Origin of the sequence: Thalassospira xiamenensis M-5 = DSM 17429, from assembly GCF_000300235.2 — a bacterium.
Lineage (GTDB): Bacteria > Pseudomonadota > Alphaproteobacteria > Rhodospirillales > Thalassospiraceae > Thalassospira > Thalassospira xiamenensis.
The window spans coordinates 2093475-2113884 of record NZ_CP004388.1 but is presented as its reverse complement, the minus strand read 5'-3'; the positions used below and the strand labels follow the sequence as shown (position 1 = coordinate 2113884).

General features: G+C 51.3%; 19 protein-coding genes and 1 tRNA gene. 11 read left to right on the top strand and 9 right to left on the bottom strand.

Features of this window, described 5'->3' with window-relative positions; genetic code table 11:
* Window positions 1–60 precede the first annotated feature (60 nt).
* Window positions 61–609, bottom strand: coding sequence for a diaminobutyrate acetyltransferase (ectA, locus tag TH3_RS09940; protein WP_007089564.1), 549 nt, complete (start codon window positions 607–609; stop codon window positions 61–63).
* Between the two features lie 209 nt (window positions 610–818).
* On the opposite strand from ectA, the gene TH3_RS09935 reads away from it, so the two are divergent.
* The gene (locus tag TH3_RS09935) at window positions 819–1430 is read left to right on the top strand and encodes a MarR family winged helix-turn-helix transcriptional regulator (protein WP_233421869.1); all 612 of its coding nucleotides are present in this window, start codon (window positions 819–821) and stop codon (window positions 1428–1430) included.
* 243 nt (window positions 1431–1673) lie between these two features.
* Here TH3_RS09935 and TH3_RS09930 read toward each other — a convergent pair whose 3' ends face one another.
* The 8 genes from TH3_RS09930 to TH3_RS09895 all read right to left on the bottom strand — a co-directional run bounded on the left by TH3_RS09930 (window position 1674) and on the right by TH3_RS09895 (window position 10095).
* Window positions 1674–2447, bottom strand: coding sequence for an MBL fold metallo-hydrolase (locus TH3_RS09930; RefSeq protein ID WP_007089566.1), 774 nt, complete (start codon window positions 2445–2447; stop codon window positions 1674–1676).
* Window positions 2444–3262 carry a TatD family hydrolase gene (locus TH3_RS09925; RefSeq protein ID WP_007089567.1) on the bottom strand — a complete coding sequence of 273 codons (819 nt, stop codon included), beginning with the start codon at window positions 3260–3262 and terminating at the stop codon, window positions 2444–2446. The genes TH3_RS09930 and TH3_RS09925 overlap by 4 nt, the downstream gene beginning before the upstream one ends.
* Complete coding sequence (metG, locus tag TH3_RS09920; protein WP_007089568.1) at window positions 3259–4824, bottom strand: methionine--tRNA ligase; 1566 nt, start codon at window positions 4822–4824, stop codon at window positions 3259–3261. Before metG ends, TH3_RS09925 begins: the two co-directional genes overlap by 4 nt.
* An 86-nt stretch (window positions 4825–4910) precedes the next feature.
* Complete coding sequence (locus TH3_RS09915) at window positions 4911–6014, bottom strand: DNA polymerase III subunit delta' (RefSeq protein WP_007089569.1); 1104 nt, start codon at window positions 6012–6014, stop codon at window positions 4911–4913.
* Window positions 6014–6673: a dTMP kinase gene (gene tmk, locus TH3_RS09910; protein ID WP_007089570.1), complete on the bottom strand. Its 660-nt coding sequence runs from the start codon at window positions 6671–6673 to the stop codon at window positions 6014–6016. The genes TH3_RS09915 and tmk overlap by 1 nt, the downstream gene beginning before the upstream one ends.
* A complete protein-coding gene (locus TH3_RS09905) occupies window positions 6670–7842 on the bottom strand; it encodes a D-alanyl-D-alanine carboxypeptidase family protein (protein WP_007089571.1) in 1173 nt (390 codons plus the stop codon). Before TH3_RS09905 ends, tmk begins: the two co-directional genes overlap by 4 nt.
* Before the next feature lie 123 nt (window positions 7843–7965).
* A complete protein-coding gene (locus tag TH3_RS09900; protein ID WP_007089572.1) occupies window positions 7966–9036 on the bottom strand; it encodes a septal ring lytic transglycosylase RlpA family protein in 1071 nt (356 codons plus the stop codon).
* A gap of 51 nt (window positions 9037–9087) precedes the next feature.
* Window positions 9088–10095, bottom strand: a complete 1008-nt coding sequence (locus tag TH3_RS09895) for a lytic murein transglycosylase (RefSeq protein ID WP_040060829.1) — start codon at window positions 10093–10095, stop codon at window positions 9088–9090.
* Window positions 10096–10354: 259 nt separating this feature from the next.
* Here TH3_RS09895 and TH3_RS09890 point away from each other — a divergent pair.
* The 10 genes from TH3_RS09890 to TH3_RS09845 all read left to right on the top strand — a co-directional run bounded on the left by TH3_RS09890 (window position 10355) and on the right by TH3_RS09845 (window position 20374).
* Window positions 10355–10444 (top strand) — tRNA-Ser (locus TH3_RS09890).
* 218 nt (window positions 10445–10662) lie between these two features.
* On the top strand, window positions 10663–12606 hold the full coding sequence (locus TH3_RS09885; protein WP_007089574.1) for a methyl-accepting chemotaxis protein: 1944 nt from the start codon (window positions 10663–10665) through the stop codon (window positions 12604–12606).
* A gap of 417 nt (window positions 12607–13023) precedes the next feature.
* Window positions 13024–13797, top strand: coding sequence for an ABC transporter ATP-binding protein (locus TH3_RS09880; RefSeq protein WP_007089575.1), 774 nt, complete (start codon window positions 13024–13026; stop codon window positions 13795–13797).
* A gap of 84 nt (window positions 13798–13881) precedes the next feature.
* Entirely contained in the window at window positions 13882–14679 is a 798-nt protein-coding gene (locus tag TH3_RS09875; RefSeq protein WP_007089576.1) for a transporter substrate-binding domain-containing protein, read from the top strand.
* Window positions 14680–14766: 87 nt separating this feature from the next.
* Window positions 14767–15459 carry an ABC transporter permease gene (locus tag TH3_RS09870; protein ID WP_007089577.1) on the top strand — a complete coding sequence of 231 codons (693 nt, stop codon included), beginning with the start codon at window positions 14767–14769 and terminating at the stop codon, window positions 15457–15459.
* A gap of 3 nt (window positions 15460–15462) precedes the next feature.
* A complete protein-coding gene (locus tag TH3_RS09865) occupies window positions 15463–16209 on the top strand; it encodes an ABC transporter permease (protein ID WP_007089578.1) in 747 nt (248 codons plus the stop codon).
* Window positions 16210–16341: 132 nt separating this feature from the next.
* Window positions 16342–17481 carry a succinylglutamate desuccinylase/aspartoacylase family protein gene (locus TH3_RS09860; protein ID WP_007089579.1) on the top strand — a complete coding sequence of 380 codons (1140 nt, stop codon included), beginning with the start codon at window positions 16342–16344 and terminating at the stop codon, window positions 17479–17481.
* Between the two features lie 88 nt (window positions 17482–17569).
* Window positions 17570–18403 carry a deoxyribose-phosphate aldolase gene (gene deoC / locus TH3_RS09855; protein WP_007089580.1) on the top strand — a complete coding sequence of 278 codons (834 nt, stop codon included), beginning with the start codon at window positions 17570–17572 and terminating at the stop codon, window positions 18401–18403.
* Between the two features lie 57 nt (window positions 18404–18460).
* Window positions 18461–19684, top strand: a complete 1224-nt coding sequence (locus TH3_RS09850; RefSeq protein ID WP_007089581.1) for a phosphopentomutase — start codon at window positions 18461–18463, stop codon at window positions 19682–19684.
* 3 nt (window positions 19685–19687) lie between these two features.
* The gene (locus tag TH3_RS09845) at window positions 19688–20374 is read left to right on the top strand and encodes a DsbA family oxidoreductase (RefSeq protein ID WP_007089582.1); all 687 of its coding nucleotides are present in this window, start codon (window positions 19688–19690) and stop codon (window positions 20372–20374) included.
* The last annotated feature ends 36 nt before the right edge of the window (window positions 20375–20410 follow it).

The following is a 20410-nucleotide window of genomic DNA, read 5'->3' as shown; positions in this document are numbered from 1 at the left end:
GGCAAGCCGGTTTGTTCCAACTAAATGACAGCAGAAAGCAGGAAAATGATGATCTGGCGATCAGGCTGCTACGCGCGCAACGTCCTCACGCTCGAACGGGCCGATCTGCCAAAGTATTTCACTTGCGGATGCGCCATCGAAATGCGTTTCGCGTTCGAACAGGACCTTGCGTTTGACCTCGGTCTCCAGTTCGCGTGCCACGGAACGGAAAACACCCTGTGACGGTGCATTCGACGACGTGATGGTCGTCTGCAGTTCGGTTACGTCATGGCAAATCGGGCGATCAAGTATTTCAAGAATCATGGACTTCGCAAGCTTCAGGCCGCGCGCCTTTGGTGAAACGGCAACCTGCCAGATAAACAGACGTTCCGGATTTTCCGGAACAATGTAGCCGGAAACGAACCCTACGGGCTCGCCGTTAAGTTCTGCGATCACGCAGGTATCTGCGAAATGCGAACATTGCAAAAGGTTGCAATAAACAGAATTTTCGTCCAGCGGCTTGCATTCAGCAATCAATTCATTGACTGCTGCACCGTCTGTGGCCTTGGGTTTCCGGATCATCAAATTGGCTTTACGGCCGTTATTGCCGTTTGTGGTGGCAATTTTCATCGGTCTATCTGCTCTATTATTTCGATACACGATCTTTCATGTCGCGATAAATATATAGAATATCGATGCAAAAAGGTCAACATGCGCTCTGTGATGAAATCGTGATATCTCTCAATACATTGATATCATTTGATATTTTATTTTTTGTGGGCCCATTCGCTTTATGGGGGAATCAAAGAAATTTGCATAGATGATACAACGGATTTCGATTGAAATATATTTCGATCATCTATGTAAAGAGTCCGGAAAACGTTGCAGAGTATCAGTTTTATGGGGTATTAGTTGGTCAAATCAGAACAACAAATTCCGGAAATTGCCGCATGGACAAGTTGCACGAAGCGCTCATTTCAATTCGACGCATTTTACGTGCCAGCGACATTCACGCCAAAAAGCTTGGAAAAGTCACCGGCCTCAAGACATCGCAACTTATTGTCCTCCAGTCTCTTGAAGAATTCGGGGAAATGACCGTTGGGGAAATCGCCGGGAAGGTCAATCTTGCCCAGGCTTCCGCAACGGCGCTTGTCGATAGGCTTCAGGCGATGAACCTCGTGATGCGTGCGCGCGGAAATACAGACAAACGAAAGGTCTTTGTGCAATTGACCGAGCATGGTCGAAATGTTCTGGGTCGTGCACCAATGGCACTTCATGATCGGTTTTCTGATAAGTTCAAGGCGCTTGACGAGTGGGAGCAAAGCTTCCTCATCGCAGCCCTGCAGCGTGTCTCCGGTATGATGGACGCCAGCGACTATGACGTCGCACCACTGCTTGATCATGAGGTAATCGTAGAGAAGGGTGGTGAACCACCCAGATCCGCTCATTGATTGGTCTGCACTGCAGCCAAGAGGTTCGCGTACGAAAATACAGACGACAGGCGCAAAAAGAAAAGCTTGGAATGTGTCACGATGATAGTCGAGCAGAAATTTAACAACGCCAATCATGAAAAAGTATTATGTTTTATAACAACAGCTTGACTGAACTTTCTCATTAAACAGATAACGTTTAATTTGTCATAATATATATTATAGAACTTTTTAGTGTAGGAGAATGAGCAACCTTTCCGTCCTTCAATCCAGATCAATAACCAGCCCATCATACGCTGGCGCGACATGATCCGGCGTATCTGCCATTGCTTCATCGTAATCAAAAAGAATGCTCATATGCGTGAAGTAAGTTTGTTTGGGTTTGAATTCCTCAACCCACTGCAATGCCTTTTCAAGATGTGCGTGCGTCGCATGCGGTTTATGACGAAGGCAATCAACAACCCAGACATCCAGCCCGTAAAGATGTTCTCGAGATTCTTCCGGGAAATTGACCACGTCCGTTGAATAGGCAAATTTCCCAACTTTGAAGCCAAGTGTTTCACCGTAACCGTGATCCTGACGGAAAACGGTTATCGGAACCCCTGCCGCTTCAAACGGCCCGGATATCACATGCGGGATCAGCACAGGTTTGTAATAAAAGTCTGTGCCGTTGGCCAATGGTTCAAACACATAGGCAAAACGATGATCAATGTCAGAGATGGTTTCGGCAGACGCGTAAATATTGATCGGTCGATGCATCGCGACATTGATCCAGCGAAGCTCATCTATGCCATGGACATGATCTGCATGTGCATGTGTGAACAGCACCGCATCAACATGATTGATGTCATGGCGCAATGCCTGCTCACGAAAATCCGGTGTCACATCGACCAGGATTTTTTTACCTGCCTGCTCGATCAGGATTGAACTTCTCAGACGACGGTTTTTCGGATTTTTCGGATTGCACTTTCCCCATCCCAAGCCAACGGATGGGACACCGTTTGATGATCCGCAGCCCAGAATGGTGATTTTTGTCACTGTTCGCCTGCCTCCAGGGACAGAAGATTCTTGCAATCAGCTTTCTTGAATAGTGTGAAGAAATTATCGCTGGTTATCCGAGCTATTTCTTGAACATCAACGCCCTTGATCTGAGCAAGTTTTGCCGCTGTATGTGCGACATAGCTTGGTTCGTTTGGTTTACCGCGCTTCGGGACTGGTGCCAGATATGGCGCATCGGTTTCCACAAGCAAACGGTCAAGCGGAACATCAGCGACCGCTGCCTGGATTTCTTTTGCGGAATTGAAGGTAATAATCCCGGAGCACGAGATATAAAAACCAATCTTCAAGGCACGTTGCGCCAGCGTCGCCGAACTTGAAAAGCAATGAATGACACCAGTAAACGGCCCCTTTTCATATTCCTCTTCAAGGATATCCATCGTGTCATCGTCTGCGTCACGTGTGTGGACAATCAATGGCAGACCGGTTTCGCGACATGCGGCAATATGGGCGCGAAAGCTTTGGCGCTGTGCTTCGCGGGGGGCATGATCGTAATAATAATCAAGGCCGCTTTCGCCGATACCGATAATCTTCGGATCGGATGCCATTTCGATCAGGCGATCAGGTGATGAAAGCCCCTCCTCGCCCGCCTCGTGCGGATGGACACCGACCGTGCAGTAAATGTGGTCAGCTTTGGCAGCGACGGCGCGAACATTTTCGAAAGTCGAAAGCTTGACGCCGATACTGACCATCATACCGACACCAGCATTCCTGGCACGTTCAATTGTGCCCGGAAGGTCTTCGGAAAACTGGGGATAATCCAGATGGCAGTGGCTGTCGACAAGTGCGACATTCATGCCTTCTCTCCTTCGTCTTCGGCTTCGACATAGCGCGGGAATACGCCTTCCGGCTTTGGCAGTTCGGAGCCTGAGACCAGGGCGTGATCTGCGCCAAGCTGTTCAAATCCGCGCTGATCGACCGGCAGAACAAGCTGGTCAAGGATTTTGGCAGCAGATGCGGGCATCAACGGCTGCACCAGAATACCGACATGACGAATGACTTCGGCCAGGACATACAGGACAGTTTCCATGCGCGCCGGGTCGGTCTTCTTCAAGCCCCAAGGAGCCATTTCATCGACGTAGCGGTTCGCGTCACCAACCAATTCCCAAATTGCTTCGATGCCTTTATGAAATGCCTGTGCATCAAATAGCGGACGAACGTTATCAAGCATGCCATAGGCCTTGCCAAGGATGGCCTGATCAGCCTCGGTAAAGTCACCTGCGGTCGGGACAGAAGCGTTGCAATTCTTGTGGATCATCGAAAGGACGCGCTGGCACATATTGCCAAGATCGTTGGCCAGCTCGCTATTCATGCGGTTGACCATCGAACGATGCGAGAAGTCACCGTCGTTACCGAAAGGAACTTCGCGCAGCAGGAAATAACGTGTCTGATCCAAACCATACCGATCTGTAAGGTCGTAGGGATCAATCACATTTCCAAGCGATTTAGAGATTTTCTGCCCCTCATTGGTCCACCAGCCATGCGCAAAGACCCGTTTCGGCGGCGTGATCCCGGCGGCCAAAAGGAATGCTGGCCAATAAACAGCATGGAACCTAAGGATATCCTTGCCAACCATATGCAGATCTGCAGGCCAGAACTTTGCAAGTTTCGCCGGATCCGCATCCGGATAACCGATCGCGGTCAGATAGTTGGTCAACGCGTCAAGCCAGACATACATGACATGATCTTCGTCGCCCGGTACCGGTACGCCCCATTTAAAGCTGGTCCGCGATACCGACAAATCATGCATGCCACCCTTTACAAAGCTGATCACCTCGTTACGGCGTGACTGTGGCGCAATGAAACTGGGATTGTCGTCATAGAATTTCAGCAAGCGATCGCCCCAGGCGGACAGCTTGAAGAAATAGCTGGGCTCGGAAACCCACTCGACGGGGGCACCGGTTGGTGCAACCTTTTCCCCATCCTTTTCAATCAGTTCCTTTTCGCCGTAGAACGCCTCATCGCGAACGGAATACCAACCGTCATAAGAGCCAAGATAAATTTCGCCCTTTTCAAGCAATGTATTCCAGAGTGCCTGACAGGCTTTCTTGTGGCGTTCTTCGGTCGTGCGAATGAAATCGTCATTTGAATAATTCATATGAACGGCAAGATCGCGAAAATTCTGCGAGACCTGATCGGTAAAGGTTTGCGGATCGATCCCCTTGGCCGCAGCCGATTTGTCGACCTTCTGGCCATGTTCATCGGTGCCGGTCAGGAACATCACGTCATAACCGTCCAGGCGCTTGAAGCGGGCCAGAACGTCGCAGGCAAGCGTGGTATAGGCATGTCCTATATGCGGCTTGTCATTAACGTAATAGATCGGTGTTGTGATGTAATAGGGCTGTTTGTGCCCGGTCATGATCGCAAATCCTTCGCGCAAGTCGTGAAACAAAACGGCCCGAAATGGGCCGTTATGGTCATAATTCCGGTTGATTGGTGCTTTTTTCAGTTTCGCATGGTTTCTTCAAGCATGAAGAACGCATTGAGCAGAGCCTGTTTGCGATCAAGATGCAAACCACGCGTGGCACTCATCAGTTCGCTGATCTTTTCCCACACCTCAATCCATTGATCAAGCGGTTGCGCAGCGGCCATGCGCTGCATCGCGGGCAATTCCCCCGTAATCACTTCGCGCGGCGCCTGCCCTGTTGCCGCAAAGCGTATCAGACGACCGAGCCACCAATGCAGGAGGTTCGTCACCGTGGCAAAGGCGGCATCACGATCCGCCAGGGAAAACCGTTCTGAAAATTTATGCTGTGCCAGCACGTCCGCATCCGGCAATGCCGCGAGCAAACGGACCATTTCGGTATAAAACTCAAGCCCGCCAACATCGTGCAGTTGCAATGCCCGGCCAATACTGCCTTCTGCCAGACCAGACAACGCATCACGGTCATCAAGATCAAGGTCCGAGCAATAGCGCCCCAGAAGATCGATCACCTGATGGTCTTCAAGAACACCAAGATTAAGACGGCGACAGCGCGATCGGATCGTCGGCAAAAGCTTGCCGGGTTGATGCGCAACCAGGATCATCATTGCGTTCGCAGGCGGTTCTTCAAGAACCTTGAGAATCGCATTGGCCGCGTTCCGGTTCAATTCATCGGCAGCATCGACAATGACAATCCGCCAGCCGCCTTCGGCAGCGGTTTTTGACATGAAATTGCCAACCGTACGAACGCTATCAACGGTAATTTCCCCCTGCAGACGCTTTTTCTTTTCGTCATACTGGCGTTCAATAACCTTGAGATCGCCATGCCCACCCCCTGCAATCCGACGGAAAACAGGGTTTTCAGGATCAACATGTAGTCCTTCGGGAGCATCTCCAAACAACCCGCCGCCCTGTTCATTGCCACCAGAAAGAACGAAACGCGCCATACGATAGGCGAGTGTTGCCTTGCCGACCCCGCGGGGGCCGCATAACAACCATGCATGATGCATGCGTTTACTGTTCCAAGCGTCCAGAATGGTCTTTTCAGCGTCGTCATGACCTACGAAATGGCCATTGCGACGGGGCGTTGGGAAAGTACCGTTTTCTTCCTGATCATCAACAGCCATTATCCGATCCCCTGCGCGGATAATCTGGAAGAAACCGCCGAAATCATGCGTTCGGAAACGGTATCGATGTCACTGTCGGCGTCGATAATTTTACAGCGTTCCGGATTTTCACGGGCAATATCGATAAAGCCCTGTCTAAGCCGTTGATGGAAATCTGATCCCATACGCTCAAAGCGGTCTTCTGCCGCACTAACATTGGCAAATCTAGCCCCCGCCCGTTTCAGACCGACATCAACCGGTAGATCAAAAATAAGTGTCAGATCAGGTTTGAAATCGCCAATCGCGACGTGCCAAAGATTGCGGATATATTCTGCGCCAAGACCATGACCATATCCCTGATAGGCGACTGAGGAATCGGCAAAGCGATCACACAGTACAACCTTGCCTTCGCAAAGTGCAGGGCGAATGGTGCGTTCAACATGGTCGCGACGCGATGCAAACATCAGCAACGCCTCCGTCACGGCATCCCAACGTCCCGGGTCGCCGGTGAGCAAAAGATTTCTGATTTCCTCAGCTCCCGGTGAACCACCGGGTTCTCGGGTTACGACAACGGCGCGTCCGCGCTGACTGAACCAGCTCTCAAGCCGACGTATCTGGGTTGTTTTGCCACTGCCTTCACCACCTTCAAAGCTGATGAATAAACCGGGCACCACACTCACCCGTTTGCTCCCCAAAGCAGGTATTTGATTGCCGCACCGATGCGACCAATAAAGCCAAGGCGATCAACTTCGGTTGCCGCGTAAAGTGGGAATTCATGCGGCTCTCCGCCTGGAAGTTCGACTTTAAGCGTTGCAACCTGCTGTCCCGCAGCAATTGGAGCCGGAATTGGGCCTTCGTAAACGACCGAAACTTTCATGTCGTCACGATTGGTGCGCGGCAGAGTCAAAAGAATGTCCTGATCGGTGACCAGATCGACTTTTGCTTCAGAACCAAGCCAGACGTTGGCTGAGCTTACAACTTCGCCGGAATCAAACAGGTCGTAATTGTCAAATTCGCGGAAGCCCCAATCGAGCAATTTTTGGGACTCTGTCCGGCGTTCACGTACGGAACCCAGACCATTCACCACAAGAATAAGGCGTCGACCATCACGTTCTGCTGTCGCGGTCAGGCCATAGCCAGCCGTTTCAGTGTGACCGGTTTTCATGCCATCCACGCCGGCACTGGTGCCCAAAAGCGGATTCCTGTTTGGCTGGCGAATACCGTTATACGTGAATTCCTTTACGGCATAGAGCTTATAAAGCTCGGGAAAATTCCGGATGGTGTCGCGTGCAAGAATAGCGAGATCGTGCACCGTGACCAGATGGCTTTCATCTGGCCAGCCGGTTGCGTTTTTAAACACGGATTTTGTCATACCGATTTTGCGGGCTTCGGCGGTCATTTCCTCAGCAAAGGCTTCTTCGGTTCCAGCCAGTCCTTCGGCGACGACAATGGCGGCGTCATTTCCCGACTGAACAATAATGCCATGCAGCAAATCGTTGACCGAAACATCGGAGTTTACCTCGACGAACATTTTCGATCCGCCCTTGCGCCATGCTTTCTCGCTAACATGAAACGTGTCATCAAGCGATACGCTGCCACTTTTGATGCGATCAAACAGCATATGAACCGTCATCATTTTGGTCATTGATGCCGGTTCGGTAAGCGCGTCACCATTCTTGTCAAGCAAGACCGTACCGGTGTCGAAATCCATCAGATAGGCTTCGCGTGCAGTTGTCTCGAGGGCGTATGCACTGGTCAGGGATATCGCCATGGCCGAGCCGAATATCGCGGCCCCGGCCACTACCCGGTTCAGTTTTGTCTTGAACGGAATTGGCGGCATCAAACTCATAACGTCCTAACCTTATTCTTTAAATTCAAAAATCGTACCGCCGTTGCTGCGGCGGACAAAGATCGGTCTCTATGTCGCAAATCCGGCAAAATTGTGCAACCGCTTCGACTTTTCGACAAATTCCTAGCAACCTGAAACGCTGCTTTGCAAAGCGCCATCGGCGCATTCGACGACAACTTTTGCACCATTTTGCCCCGTGGCAATGACCCGCTCGAGCAAAATGTCAGCTTCCGGAACGGTATTTAACGGTCCAAGGCGAACGCGGTAAAAGGTGGTTCCCTTTACGTCAACCGGCTCTATTTTGCTTGGTGCCATGTCATACAGGCGGTTCCGAAGGTTAAGGGCATTGTCATAAACAGAAAACGCACCTGCCTGCACATAGATTGAAGACGGTGAAACAGGCTCAACCCTGACGACTTCGCCCTCATCAACCGTACCGTCAAGTGCGGTTTGCTCAACAGATTGTGTGGTTGCTCTCTTCTCAACTGGCGGCGTTAACCGGATGGTCGACTTTGTTGGTTCCCCGCTGTCCGTAATCGGCCCGTCATTATCAAGCTGAACCGTCTCCACCGTATCGCGGGGGGCTGCGGAAACAGTCTGCTGTTCTGCTACTGTCACAGCAGGCGCAGCCTTACCCTGCGCAATTGCAGCCATCTGCCGGCTTTCATCTTCGATCACTTCAACCATAACCTTGGCCGTTCCTTTTTGCTCGAACCCAAGAAGTTGGGCGGCGCGGCGCGACATATCAATGATACGGCTATGCGCAAACGGTCCGCGATCGTTGATGCGCACCTTAAGCGAGCGTCCATTTTCAAGATTGGTCACACGCACCACACTTGGCATTGGAAGTGTACGGTGGGCTGCAGATACCTCGTACTGGTCAAAGATTTCGCCATTCGCGGTCTTCTTGCCATGGAATTTCGGGCCATACCAGGATGCAATACCGGTTTCCTTGTACTCGTAATCGGCCGCCGGGTAATACCATTGCCCTGCTATCTCGTAAGGATTGCCAATTTTGTAAGAGCCAACTTGCACTGGTGCCTGCTGTTGGGAGCCTCCAATACGTTTGACGCCATGGACAGCAAGTTGCGTTTCAGCACAACCGGCCAATAAAACGGTCATGGCAAGTGCACCAGCAGCCCAACGGCCTTTGTTCCAGCCCTGTACAAGCGCCTTGCGCGCGTTTCTCGGCATTCAGTTGTCCCCGTCCAGATATTGAACCTGTATTTGATAAATCCAGAATAACTAGCGACCCGCAATCGCATCAGCAAGTGTACCAACTGCAATTGCAAAATAGGTAGATCGATTCCAATGCATGATGGTGTGGAAATTGTTATAAACCATATAAGCAGGTCCGACACCGTCATTTACAATGACAATTGCGGCTTCCATATCGGCTGATGGCAGGCTGGAACCGTCGGGCATCCGCACACCAAGCTTCTGCCATTCGCTGATCGGTTTGCGAATTTCGCGCCCTGTCATTGATTTATCAAGATTTTCGGGAATGCTGACCTTGCGGCCCCAGCGTTCATCCGTTTTCCAGCCAACGGTCGACAGATAATTCGCAGCAGAGGCAAACACGTCTTCCTTGGCACCCCAAAGATCAATCTTTCCATCGCCATTTCCATCGCGCGCATAATTCAGGAAGGTAGAGGGCATAAATTGCGCCTGCCCCATGGCACCGGCCCAGGACCCTTCCATCTTTTCTGCCGCGATATGTCCTGCATCAATGATTTTAAGCGCATTGATCAGTTCAGTGCGGAAATATTCTGCGCGCCGACCTTCAAAGGCCAGGGTTGCGAGAGAGTCAACAACCGAATATCCACCAGTATGACGTCCAAACCCGGTTTCAATTCCCCAGAACGCCGTCAGGTAATGCCCCGGAACACCGTATTTCTTGGCAGCAGCATCAATGACGGTACGGTTCTCGGCATATTTGCGGCGTCCCTCATCTATTCGAGACTGCGGGACCACACGCTGTAAATACTGTTCGAAGGTCAGTTTGAATTCTGGCTGGCTGCGATCATACTCGATAACTTTCGGGATCGGCTGTGTGTTTGCAAAGGCAACATCCAATGTAGATTGGGAAATGCCCTTTGACGCGGCATCCTTTTTGAAATCAGCCAGCCACACATCAAAACCCTCGGTCGTAAAGGCCGGTAATTCATCGGTATTGGTTTGAGCAAGAACAGGTGAAGCCGTCACGAGCATGCCAATAATTGACGCTAAAGTCCCGATGGTCCGATAATTCATTTTGCTCGCCTCGTGCCGGTTCAATTTAAAATTCCCAATCAGTTTGAAAGGGGATCCTGTCATCTTTGTATCTGCACTCATTTTGTGCGCTTCATAATGCTGATACCGTCTTACACGTTAAGACTTGTTAAATGTCTCGAGCATGCCTGAGCGTAAATTACCCCCCTAAGAAATTTAACAAAGCCGGCACTGGCATATTGACAGGTGCATCCCGGCAATTTATTGAGAGCGCGCAGGGCGATAACCGCCACCACAATGCGGAGAGATGGCAGAGTGGTTGAATGCACCGGTCTTGAAAACCGGCGTGCCTTTACGGGTACCCAGGGTTCGAATCCCTGTCTCTCCGCCACCTCCCTTATTATTAGCCGAATTTTGAACAGCGCTAAGACAAGTGTTTGTCATCGCGTTTATTCGCACGCATGAGTCGGTTCAGTTCAATCACACGATTAAGCCAGATAAAATCAAACGCCTTTTACTAATATTTGGGGTGCTTAAGTTCTCTTGTAACCGGGGTACATGATGCCAACCTGATAAAACAGGGTGGAGTGTATCAGCGGAGAAAACCTGATGTCACTGAATATTGGCAGCCGTATTCTTTTGGCAGCGGCACTGATTGTTGTGACCACATTTGTGGCATTCATTCTGTATTTCGACCTTCAACAAAGATCTGCAATTCAGGATTCACTTCAATCCAAGCTGATTGAAACGGGTTCTCTGGCAACAACCGGGATCGCAAATTGGATTGAGGGCCGAAAGTTGCTGGTAGAGAGCCTTGGGCAAAACATTGCCCGGAAGAATGACAGTGACAGTGTGAAGGATCTGGTCAGCCGCCCTGCCCTCGCCAATACATTCATGTTCTCGTATTTTGGCAGTGCATCTGGAGAAATGCTGATGTTTCCACCGGACGAACTGCCTGCCGATTACGATCCACGTAAACGACCATGGTATTCGGACGCAGTTACCGCAGGTGGCAGTACGCTTACCGAACCTTATACGGATGCCTCAACTGGAAAGCTGATTGTGACAGCGACTACACCGGTTTCTTCTGATGGGAAAATCGTTGGCGTCGTAGGGGGAGATATTGACATCACCACCTTGGGGGAACTGGTGCGGAGCGTTGATCTGGGCGGGATCGGGTACGGATTTCTGGTTAACGACCAAGGAACTATCCTGATCCATCCTGATACCAATTTAACCCTCAAACCAATTGCAGAAGCCTTTCCGGAGAGTACCCCGACTGTTCAGGAAGGCATAGATGACGTCCTGAATGGAAGTGGTGATCAAATTTTCACTTTCTTCAAGGTTGAAGGTCTGCCTGCCGTAAGCTGGTACCTTGGCTTTGCCATCGACCGTGACCTTGCTTACCTGTCACTGACAAACTTCCGGCAGACATCCGTTATCACAGCCATTATCGCGGTCCTTGCCATAATGGGACTTCTGGGGATTTTGGTGCGCCAATGGGTATCGAGACCCGTTCTAAGCATGACAGATGCCATGACACGCCTTGCAAATGGTGATCGCAGCGTAGAAGTACCGGGTACCGAACTCAAGGATGAAATCGGTTCAATGGCTGCTGCTGTTGTTGTATTCAAGGACAATGCTATCGAAATGGAACGCCTTGCCGAAGAGAACGAGGCCGCCACAAAACGGCTGGCGGAGGAACGCAGACGCGCACTCAACCAAATGGCAGACAATTTCGAGAAAAATGTCCTTTCGATCGTTGAAACTGTCGCACATGCGTCCGAGCAGACCCAGCATGTAGCCAAACAGCTGACAGCAAGTGCCGAAGAATCCAATGCGCGGGCAGCTGCCGTTTCCAAAGCCGCAGCCGAGACGACTGAAAGCGTTCAGACCGTCGCATCCGCCACCGAGGAATTATCTGCCGCCATCAGGGAAATCGCAGCGCAAGTTACGCAATCGATCCAGGTTGCGAGCATGGCAGTTGACGGTGTGAATAATACCAGCCAGACGATTACGGAGCTTGCCGATGCAGCAGAACGGATTGGAAAGGTTGTCGGCTTAATTCAAGATATTGCAGGGCAGACAAACCTTTTGGCCCTGAACGCCACCATCGAAGCTGCTCGCGCCGGAGATGCAGGCAAAGGTTTTGCCGTTGTCGCCGGCGAGGTCAAATCTCTTGCCAATCAGACAGACAAGGCGACCGGCGACATTCAGACGCAGGTCCATGGCATACAGTCCTCGTCTACCCGCTCGGTAACAGAGATCGGCGATATCACCACAACAATCGAACGGATTAACGAGTTCTGCAATGCGATCGCCGCGGCTGTTGAGCAACAGGGAGCTGCGACGCAGGAAATTGCAGATAGCGTGCAACGAGCCGCATCGGGAACGCAGGATGTTTCGCGTAACGTATCGGCAGTTTCCGATGCTTCTACCATGGTCAGTGACGAAGCCCGTGCCCTTTTGCAGTCGTCAAATGAAATGCAGGCTTTGGCTGGAAAGCTTCGTCAGGAAGTGATTGGCTTCCTTAAAACGGTTCGCGACAATTGACCCTTTGTCATAATTGGTCCCCGCATCGTGTGTTAATCATGGTGCAGGCTTTTAATTTGCCATTTGGCTGCCGTAAAAATGGTCGAAAATCAAATCGCCAAGATTTATGTGCAAAAATTTACTGCAGATCCATGGGTGATTCGGTGCCCTTGGCAATGGCGGGAATTTTTATTGCGTAAAACCACTTGGCACAGCAGTATATTTGCCAAGCTTTCCAAAGCCCGACCAAATATAATGCCGTGACGACCGTTTTCTTCATATAACTGCAAAAAATCAGTAGAATTACGGTGCCCAGACAGGCAATTATTCAGGGGAAAATGTGATTGGGATTGTCCAAAGGGGTGAAGCATCGATTTGATGCGGATCGGACTGGCCCGACACAACAAGAACTTTCAACAGGGGACTTTTTATCTCGATATGAGCACAAACATACCCGCCCTAAAGGTCGAAGGGATGTTCAAAAGCTTTGGGGAGCATGAAGTCCTCAAAGGTATTGATCTGACCGCGAATACCGGTGACGTGATTTCGATCATCGGTTCGTCCGGTTCTGGCAAAAGTACCTTTTTGCGTTGTATCAACCTTCTTGAAACACCGAATTCCGGTGCCGTGCATGTCCACGGCGAACTGATCAAAATGCGCGGCCTGAAAGACGGAAGTCAGGAGCCCGCCGATAAGAAACAGCTTCAACGCATTCGCACCAAATTAGCCATGGTCTTTCAAAGCTTCAATCTTTGGAGCCATCTGACCATTCTTGAAAACGTGATCGAAGCACCGGTGCATGTTCTTGGCATTCCCAAAACAGAAGCAATAGAACGTGCTGATGCACTGCTTCACAAAGTAGGGATGTATGAACGCCGCGACTATTATCCCGGCCATATTTCCGGCGGACAGCAACAACGCGCTGCCATTGCCCGTGCTTTGGCGATAGAGCCCGAAGTTCTGCTGTTTGACGAACCGACATCGGCTCTTGACCCCGAATTGGTTGGCGAGGTTCTGCACGTTATGACGGGCCTTGCCGAAGAAGGCCGAACCATGCTCGTTGTAACCCACGAGATGGGATTTGCCAAAGGCGTATCAAGCCACGTTATGTATCTTCATCAGGGACTGGTCGAAGAGTTTGGTGCCCCGAAAGAAGTTTTCGAAAATCCAAAATCAGAGCGCATGAAGCAATTCCTTCAGCGAGATTTCTGATCTGGAAAGGACGGTTCCCTTAAAGAACCTTCCGAAAAGGACAGTGTCGACACGGCCTGTTCTCAACAACAAGGGAGACTATGAATGAAAAACTGGATCAAGGTTGCAACCGCTGCAGCCATGGGTGTCGCACTGAGTGCATCGGCAGCAAGTGCAGCCTGGGAAAAAGTCGTCATCGCAACCGAAGGTGCATACCCTCCGTTCAACTATGTCGACAAGGATGGCAAACTGCAGGGGTTTGACGTCGATTTCGCGGTAAAACTTTGTGAAACGGCTGGTATCGAATGTGAAATCGTAGCCCAGGACTGGGACGGGATCATTCCGGGTCTTTTGGCGAAAAAATACGATGCGATTATCGCCCAGATGTCGATCACCGAAGAACGTAAACGTTCCATTGACTTCACCAACTACTACAGCACCACACCGGCAGTCTTTGTTGGTAAGGAAGGCATGTCTGTCGAGGCTTGGAAAGATGGCGCGGTTGTCGAAGACGCGCTTGATGGTCTCGTAATAGGCGTTCAGCGTTCGACCACTCACTCTGCATTCCTCGAAGACAATTTCCCGAACGCCGAAATTCGTATGTATGACACGCAGGACAATGCCCTGCTTGATCTTACGGCTGGCCGCATTGATGCAACACTGGCCGATTCCGGTGTTCTCGTTGAATGGGTCAAATCCGATGAAGGTAAAGGCTATGCTTTCGTGTCGGATACTTTTGCTCCCAAAGAATTCTTTGGCGAGGGTGCCGGTATCGGCATTCGCAAAGAAGATCAGGACCTGAAGGAAATCCTGAACAAGGCACTGGCTGAGATGCTTGCTAATGGTTCCTATCAGGAAATCAACAAAAAATATTTCGAAGAAATCAACCTACACCCGAATTGATCGGAAAGCAGTTTAGGGCGGCACCTCTGTGCCGCCCTTCCCTTATTGCCCGACGTTGATGTGGCATGAAGGTTTGCAGGAGATACCATGTTTGATTTATACGGCCGCGGTTGGCAGATGCTTGAAGGGGGACTGGTTACAGTTCAACTTTGCCTCACCGTTTTGCCATTCATGATTATTCTTGGTTTGCTGGGCGCTTCGGCAAAATTGTCACGTTACCGGAGCTTTCGGATAATTGGGGAAAGCTACACCGTTCTTATCCGCGGCATTCCCGAGCTTTTGGTTATTTTATTGATCTATTTTGGCGGTACAATTGCCGTTCAGAACCTCGCCGAACTGATCGGCGGTGAGGCGGTTCGCGTTGACATTCCTGCATTTTGGTCGGGGGTTGCTGCCCTTGCGCTTGTTCAGGGGGCCTTTGCATCCGAGGTATTCCGGGCTGCAATGCAGTCCATTCCACTTGGCCAGATAGAAGCGGCAACCGCATGCGGCATGACACCCACGCAGATATTCATTCGCATCAAATTGCCGCAGCTCTGGCGATTTGCCCTGCCCGGCCTTAACAATCTGTTTCAGGTTCTGATCAAAGATACGGCATTGATATCCGTCGTGGGCGTCGAAGAAATCCTGCGTAAGGCCGCGGTCGGTGCGGGTACAGAAAAAGCGCCCTTTACGTTTTATCTGGTCGCCATGGCAATGTTTCTGGCCTTCACCACCGTATCGCTATTTGTCTTCAATCGACTTGAAAAGCGGGCTTCCCGCGGCATTGCGAGGGCGTGATCGATGTTTGAAGATCTGATATACGTCCTTACCAAGTACGATGCATGGCTTTGGCAGGGCTTCCTTCTGACCCTGCAATTGCTTGTCGTTTCGGTTGTTTTTGGCACCTTGCTTGCCATTCCGCTTGCGATTGCGCGGGTGTCAAAGCTGATCTGGGTTCAGGCTCTTCCGTTTGCCTTTATTTATGTGTTTCGCGGCACGCCGCTAATTGCTCAGCTGTTCATGATGTATTATGGCTGCGGGCAGCTGATCGCCAGCATTGATGGTATTCAGGATCACTGGTCCTGGACGTATCTGCGTGATCCTTACTGGTACTGTCTGTTGACGTTTGTTCTTAACACGGCGGCCTATATGGCCGAGATCATGCGTGGCGGCATACAGAACGTTCCGAATGGCGAGATTGAGGCGGCGCGCGCGTGCGGAATGGCCCCCGCCATCATTTATCGCCGGATCATCTTCCCGCGTATGTGGCAGATTATCTGGCCCGCCTACACCAACGATGTAATTTTCACGCTTAAAGCAACGTCACTGGCGTCAACGGTGACAATGATGGAACTAACCGGAGCCGCGCGCAAAATTGTTGCTCGCACTGCATTGCCATATGAAGCCTTTATTTCGGCCGGCGTGATCTACCTGATCATTGTTTACGTTCTCACCTTTGGCTTCAAGGGGATCGAGAAGCACCTTCGCCGAAACGAAAACCGGAAAGAAAAAAAATCCGTTCCGGCCAAAGCTGGCGGACATATTTGATTCAGCCTTTTGTGCCTGCCCCCAGAAGCGATAAAGCATCGCTAGGGGGCCACGCGCCCCAACCAGCCATGCAAAACCCAGTAGTTTGCAAGTGCTGTTGATAATGCCACCACCAACTCCCACAGGAATATCATGCAACAAGAACGCATTGAACTGATTCGCCCCCAAATGGGTACTGCCCGCGCGCTTACCGTCCGTCGCTATGGCAAAGTCGGGCAAGGACCAAAAGCTTATCTGCAGGCAGCCCTTCATGCCGACGAGCTCCCTGGTGTAATCGCCCTGCACCATTTGGAAATGCTCCTGAAAGCTGCCGAAGAAAAAGGCCAGATCAACGGTGAAATCGTGGTTGTACCGTTCGCCAATCCGATCGGTTTCACCCAGTATGTTGATATGAAACCGCTCGGGCGTTTTGAAATGCGCACCGGACAGAACTTCAACCGTCACTATCCCGACCTGTGTAAGGAACTGATTGCGGCTGTTGATGGTAAGCTTGGTCAGGATCCGGATGTCAATGTTGAATGTGCGCGTGTCGAACTTCGTCGCTTGATCAAGGAACACCGCAGCAATGCAGGGCCTTTGACCGATCTTGAGGATTTGCGTCTGACACTGGCGGAACTGGCAATTGATGCGGACTATGTTCTTGACCTGCATTGCGACTGGGAAGCAGCCATGCATCTTTATACCAGCGATTCCAGCTGGCCGGATGCAGCAGATCTATCGGCTCAAATCGGTGCAGAAGCCTGCCTGATTGCCGAAGAAAGCGGCGCCAACCCGTTCGACGAAGCTTTCAGCCGCCCCTGGGTCGAATTGCGCCGCGTTTATGGCGACAAGTTTCCGATCCCGATGGCAACACTTTCAACCACAATCGAATTGCGCGGTGAACAGGACGTTTATGATCACCTTGCCAGTCAGGATGCGAAGAACCTGTTTGCATTCCTGCAACGTCGTGGCGTTATCGCAGGTGATCCCGGCCCCCTGCCCCAGGCAAAATGCACGGCCACACCGCTTGCAGGTGTTGATCGCGTAACGGCAACCCATGGCGGGATGATCGTGTTTTCCGTCGATGCCGGTGTCCATGTAAAAGCAGGTCAGGAACTGGGCTATGTTCTTGATTGCGAAACAGGTGACAAAACACCGTTTTCCAGTCGTACAGACGGTTTCATGTACGCACGTGTCGGTGGGCGTCTTGTGGTCCCCGGCGGTTTGCTTTGCTCTGTCGCAGGGCCCGAAGCATTGCCTGGTCGCGAAGGGCTTCTTTTGACCGCACGTTGACCTTCTTTACGGGACGCGATAGCAAGAGTTCGGTATAATCCGTGCCGAATTCAACACTTCGCGTCCCGCGCGTTTTAAGGATATCGACATGTTCGACCCGAATTCTGTTTCAGAAGTCATTACAGCTGCCAAAGCAGCAGCAAGAAGCGATGCGGAAACCGCGCGACTGGCCATTTCCGTTCTTGATCTGACCAGCCTGAATGACGATGACACGGTCGAAAAGATCGAAGCACTGTGTGAGCGCGCACAAAGCCCGGCCGGGAATACCGCCGCTGTTTGTGTGTATGCGCCATTTATCGAAACCGCATGGCGGGCGCTGGGCCAAAGCGGTGTTAAAACTGCTACTGTTGTCAATTTCCCGGACGGTGACACCAATGCGCAGCGTGTGGGCGACGAAACAGCAGACGCCGTTGCCAAGGGTGCGGACGAGGTTGATCTGGTTTTGCCTTACAAGGCTTTTATAGCCGGGGATATCCAGACTGTCGTTGATGTTATTGAAGCAACCCGCATGGCTTGCGGTCCGATGACCACGATGAAGGTCATTCTTGAAAGCGGCGAATTTGACGATCTTTCCAAGGTCTATGATGCCGCCCGCCTTGCGATCAAACATGGTGCGAATTTCGTCAAAACCTCGACCGGGAAAGTGCCAGTTGGCGCGACGCCCGAGGCGGCGGTAGCAATGATTTCGGCCATTCGCGATGCCCGGGAGGAAGATGGTCTTGCTTGTGGCTTCAAGGCATCTGGCGGCGTCAAAACGGCTGATGACGCAGCATTGTTTCTTGCAATTGCGGATGAAATAATGGGTGAAGGCTGGGCAGAGCCAAGCACGTTCCGTTTCGGTGCCAGCGGGGTTTTGACAGCCTTGTTGGAAACTTGTGGTATTGATCAGTCTGTTGCGCCAAAGACGACTGGCAACTACTGAGAATTATGACTATCTACCAATCAATCCAAATGGCAGACACAGCTGAAGGAAGACGGAATGGCCCGCGCCATAATCATTGTTGCAGACAGTTTCGGTATCGGCGCAGCCCCAGATGCAGCCAAGTTTGGTGATCAGGGCTCAGACACCTTGGGTCACATTGCAGAAAACTGTGCTAATGGTCTGGCAGACAATGATATTCGCAAGGGAGAACTGAATATTCCCAACATGACCGCGTTAGGTCTTGGCGAAGCCGCCAGGGATGCAACCGGTCGTGTCCCACCGGGACTTGAACATGGTGGCGCGATGATTGGCGCCTATGGCCATGCCCAGGAACTGTCACGCGGTAAGGATACGCCAAGCGGCCATTGGGAAATTGCGGGTGTGCCCGTTGATTTTGATTGGGGCTATTTCCCGCTTGAAGTGCCGACCTTCCCCAGAGAATTGACCGATAAGCTGATCAAGCAGGCAAAGTTGCCCGGTATTCTTGGCAATTGTCATGCATCTGGTACAACAATCATTGCCGAACTCGGGGAAGAACACATCAAAACCGGCATGCCGATTTGCTATACTTCGGCCGATAGCGTGTTTCAGATTGCCGCCCACGAAGAGCATTTTGGTCTGGATCGGTTGTACAAGGTTTGCGAGATCGCCTTTAAACTGGTTGAACCATATAATATTGGCCGTGTCATCGCCCGCCCGTTTGTCGGCTGCAGTCCGGCTGATTTCAAGCGAACGGCAAATCGTCGTGATATAGCGATCCCGCCGCATAGACCGACCCTACTGGATAAGTTTAGCGAGGCTGGCGGCACGGTCATCTCGGTGGGCAAAATTGCCGATATCTATGCGCAGCGCGGCATTTCAAAGAAGGTAAAGGCATCGGGTAATATGGCCCTTTTTGATGCCATGATGACTGAAATTGATCAGGCGCCTGATAACAGCATCGTTTTCACCAATCTTGTCGATTTTGATATGGAGTTTGGTCATCGTCGCGATGTGCCGGGTTATGCCAATGCCCTTGAAGAGTTCGATACCCGCATTCCCGAACTGCGCGCGATTTTAAAGCCGGGCGACCTTGTCATCATCACCGCGGATCATGGCTGCGATCCAACTTGGCGCGGCAATGACCACACACGCGAATTCGTGCCGATTCTGGCATTCGGTCCAGCCATTCAACCCGGGCCGATTGGCATGCGTGACAGTTTTGCCGATATTGGCCAAACCGTTGCGGATCACCTTGGCATCGCGCCGCTGGCCGCGGGTACTTCGTTCCTGAATGGATAAAACATGAACTGGCAACCCGGTCATAGCAAAGCACCGATGGCGCCGATCCGTATCGAGGCGATCATCGATACCGTGTGTCCATGGTGTTACATCGGCAAGAAACGTTTGGAAAAGGCACTTGTCCGGGAAAAACTTGACCATATGCCAATTACCTGGCGTCCATTCCTTTTGAACCCCGATATGCCAACGGGCGGGATAGACCGGAAATTATATCTGTCGGCCAAATTTGGCGGCACTGAAAGTGCAACTCGGGTTTACAAGGCGATTGAGGCTGCGGGTGCGGCTGTCGGGATCGATTTCAATTTCGATGCCATTCGTCTGACGCCGGATTCAACAGATTCCCATCGCCTGATCTATAAAGTTTGCGCCGAACGCCCTGCTGTCGGGAATGATCTGGTTGAAGACCTGTTTACGGCTTACTTCCTTGATGGACGCGACATTGGTGATCTTGATGTTCTGGTTGAGATTGCCGTCACCCATGGTGAAGACAGAAACGAAATCCTTGATTACCTTGGGGGTGACATGGATCGCGAATTCGTATCGCAGGAAAACCGGGTTGCCCATCAAATGGGCGTAACCGGGGTCCCATGCTTCCTGTTTAATGGCCGCCATGCTCTTTCGGGCGCGCAGGAACCGGAAATCCTGCAACGCATGATCCGTCTGGCGCGTCAGGAAGAAACACCCATCTGACATGTATTCCGTCTGGGAATAAAAAAGACAGGTCTT

Excerpts from the sequence above, each read along its gene's own strand:
- TH3_RS09850 (WP_007089581.1), top strand. The coding sequence starts at position 18,461 with ATGGCCCGCGCCATAATCATTGTTGCAGACAGTTTCGGTATCGGCGCA.
- TH3_RS09865 (WP_007089578.1), top strand. The coding sequence starts at position 15,463 with ATGTTTGAAGATCTGATATACGTCCTTACCAAGTACGATGCATGGCTT.
- deoC (WP_007089580.1), top strand. The coding sequence starts at position 17,570 with ATGTTCGACCCGAATTCTGTTTCAGAAGTCATTACAGCTGCCAAAGCA.
- TH3_RS09885 (WP_007089574.1), top strand. The coding sequence starts at position 10,663 with ATGTCACTGAATATTGGCAGCCGTATTCTTTTGGCAGCGGCACTGATT.
- TH3_RS09900 (WP_007089572.1), bottom strand. The coding sequence starts at position 9,036 with ATGCCGAGAAACGCGCGCAAGGCGCTTGTACAGGGCTGGAACAAAGGC.
- TH3_RS09845 (WP_007089582.1), top strand. The coding sequence starts at position 19,688 with ATGAACTGGCAACCCGGTCATAGCAAAGCACCGATGGCGCCGATCCGT.
- metG (WP_007089568.1), bottom strand. The coding sequence starts at position 4,824 with ATGACCGGGCACAAACAGCCCTATTACATCACAACACCGATCTATTAC.
- TH3_RS09875 (WP_007089576.1), top strand. The coding sequence starts at position 13,882 with ATGAAAAACTGGATCAAGGTTGCAACCGCTGCAGCCATGGGTGTCGCA.
- TH3_RS09895 (WP_040060829.1), bottom strand. The coding sequence starts at position 10,095 with ATGAATTATCGGACCATCGGGACTTTAGCGTCAATTATTGGCATGCTC.
- TH3_RS09905 (WP_007089571.1), bottom strand. The coding sequence starts at position 7,842 with ATGAGTTTGATGCCGCCAATTCCGTTCAAGACAAAACTGAACCGGGTA.
- TH3_RS09860 (WP_007089579.1), top strand. The coding sequence starts at position 16,342 with ATGCAACAAGAACGCATTGAACTGATTCGCCCCCAAATGGGTACTGCC.
- ectA (WP_007089564.1), bottom strand. The coding sequence starts at position 609 with ATGAAAATTGCCACCACAAACGGCAATAACGGCCGTAAAGCCAATTTG.
- TH3_RS09925 (WP_007089567.1), bottom strand. The coding sequence starts at position 3,262 with ATGAATGTCGCACTTGTCGACAGCCACTGCCATCTGGATTATCCCCAG.
- TH3_RS09880 (WP_007089575.1), top strand. The coding sequence starts at position 13,024 with ATGAGCACAAACATACCCGCCCTAAAGGTCGAAGGGATGTTCAAAAGC.
- TH3_RS09915 (WP_007089569.1), bottom strand. The coding sequence starts at position 6,014 with ATGGCTGTTGATGATCAGGAAGAAAACGGTACTTTCCCAACGCCCCGT.
- TH3_RS09870 (WP_007089577.1), top strand. The coding sequence starts at position 14,767 with ATGTTTGATTTATACGGCCGCGGTTGGCAGATGCTTGAAGGGGGACTG.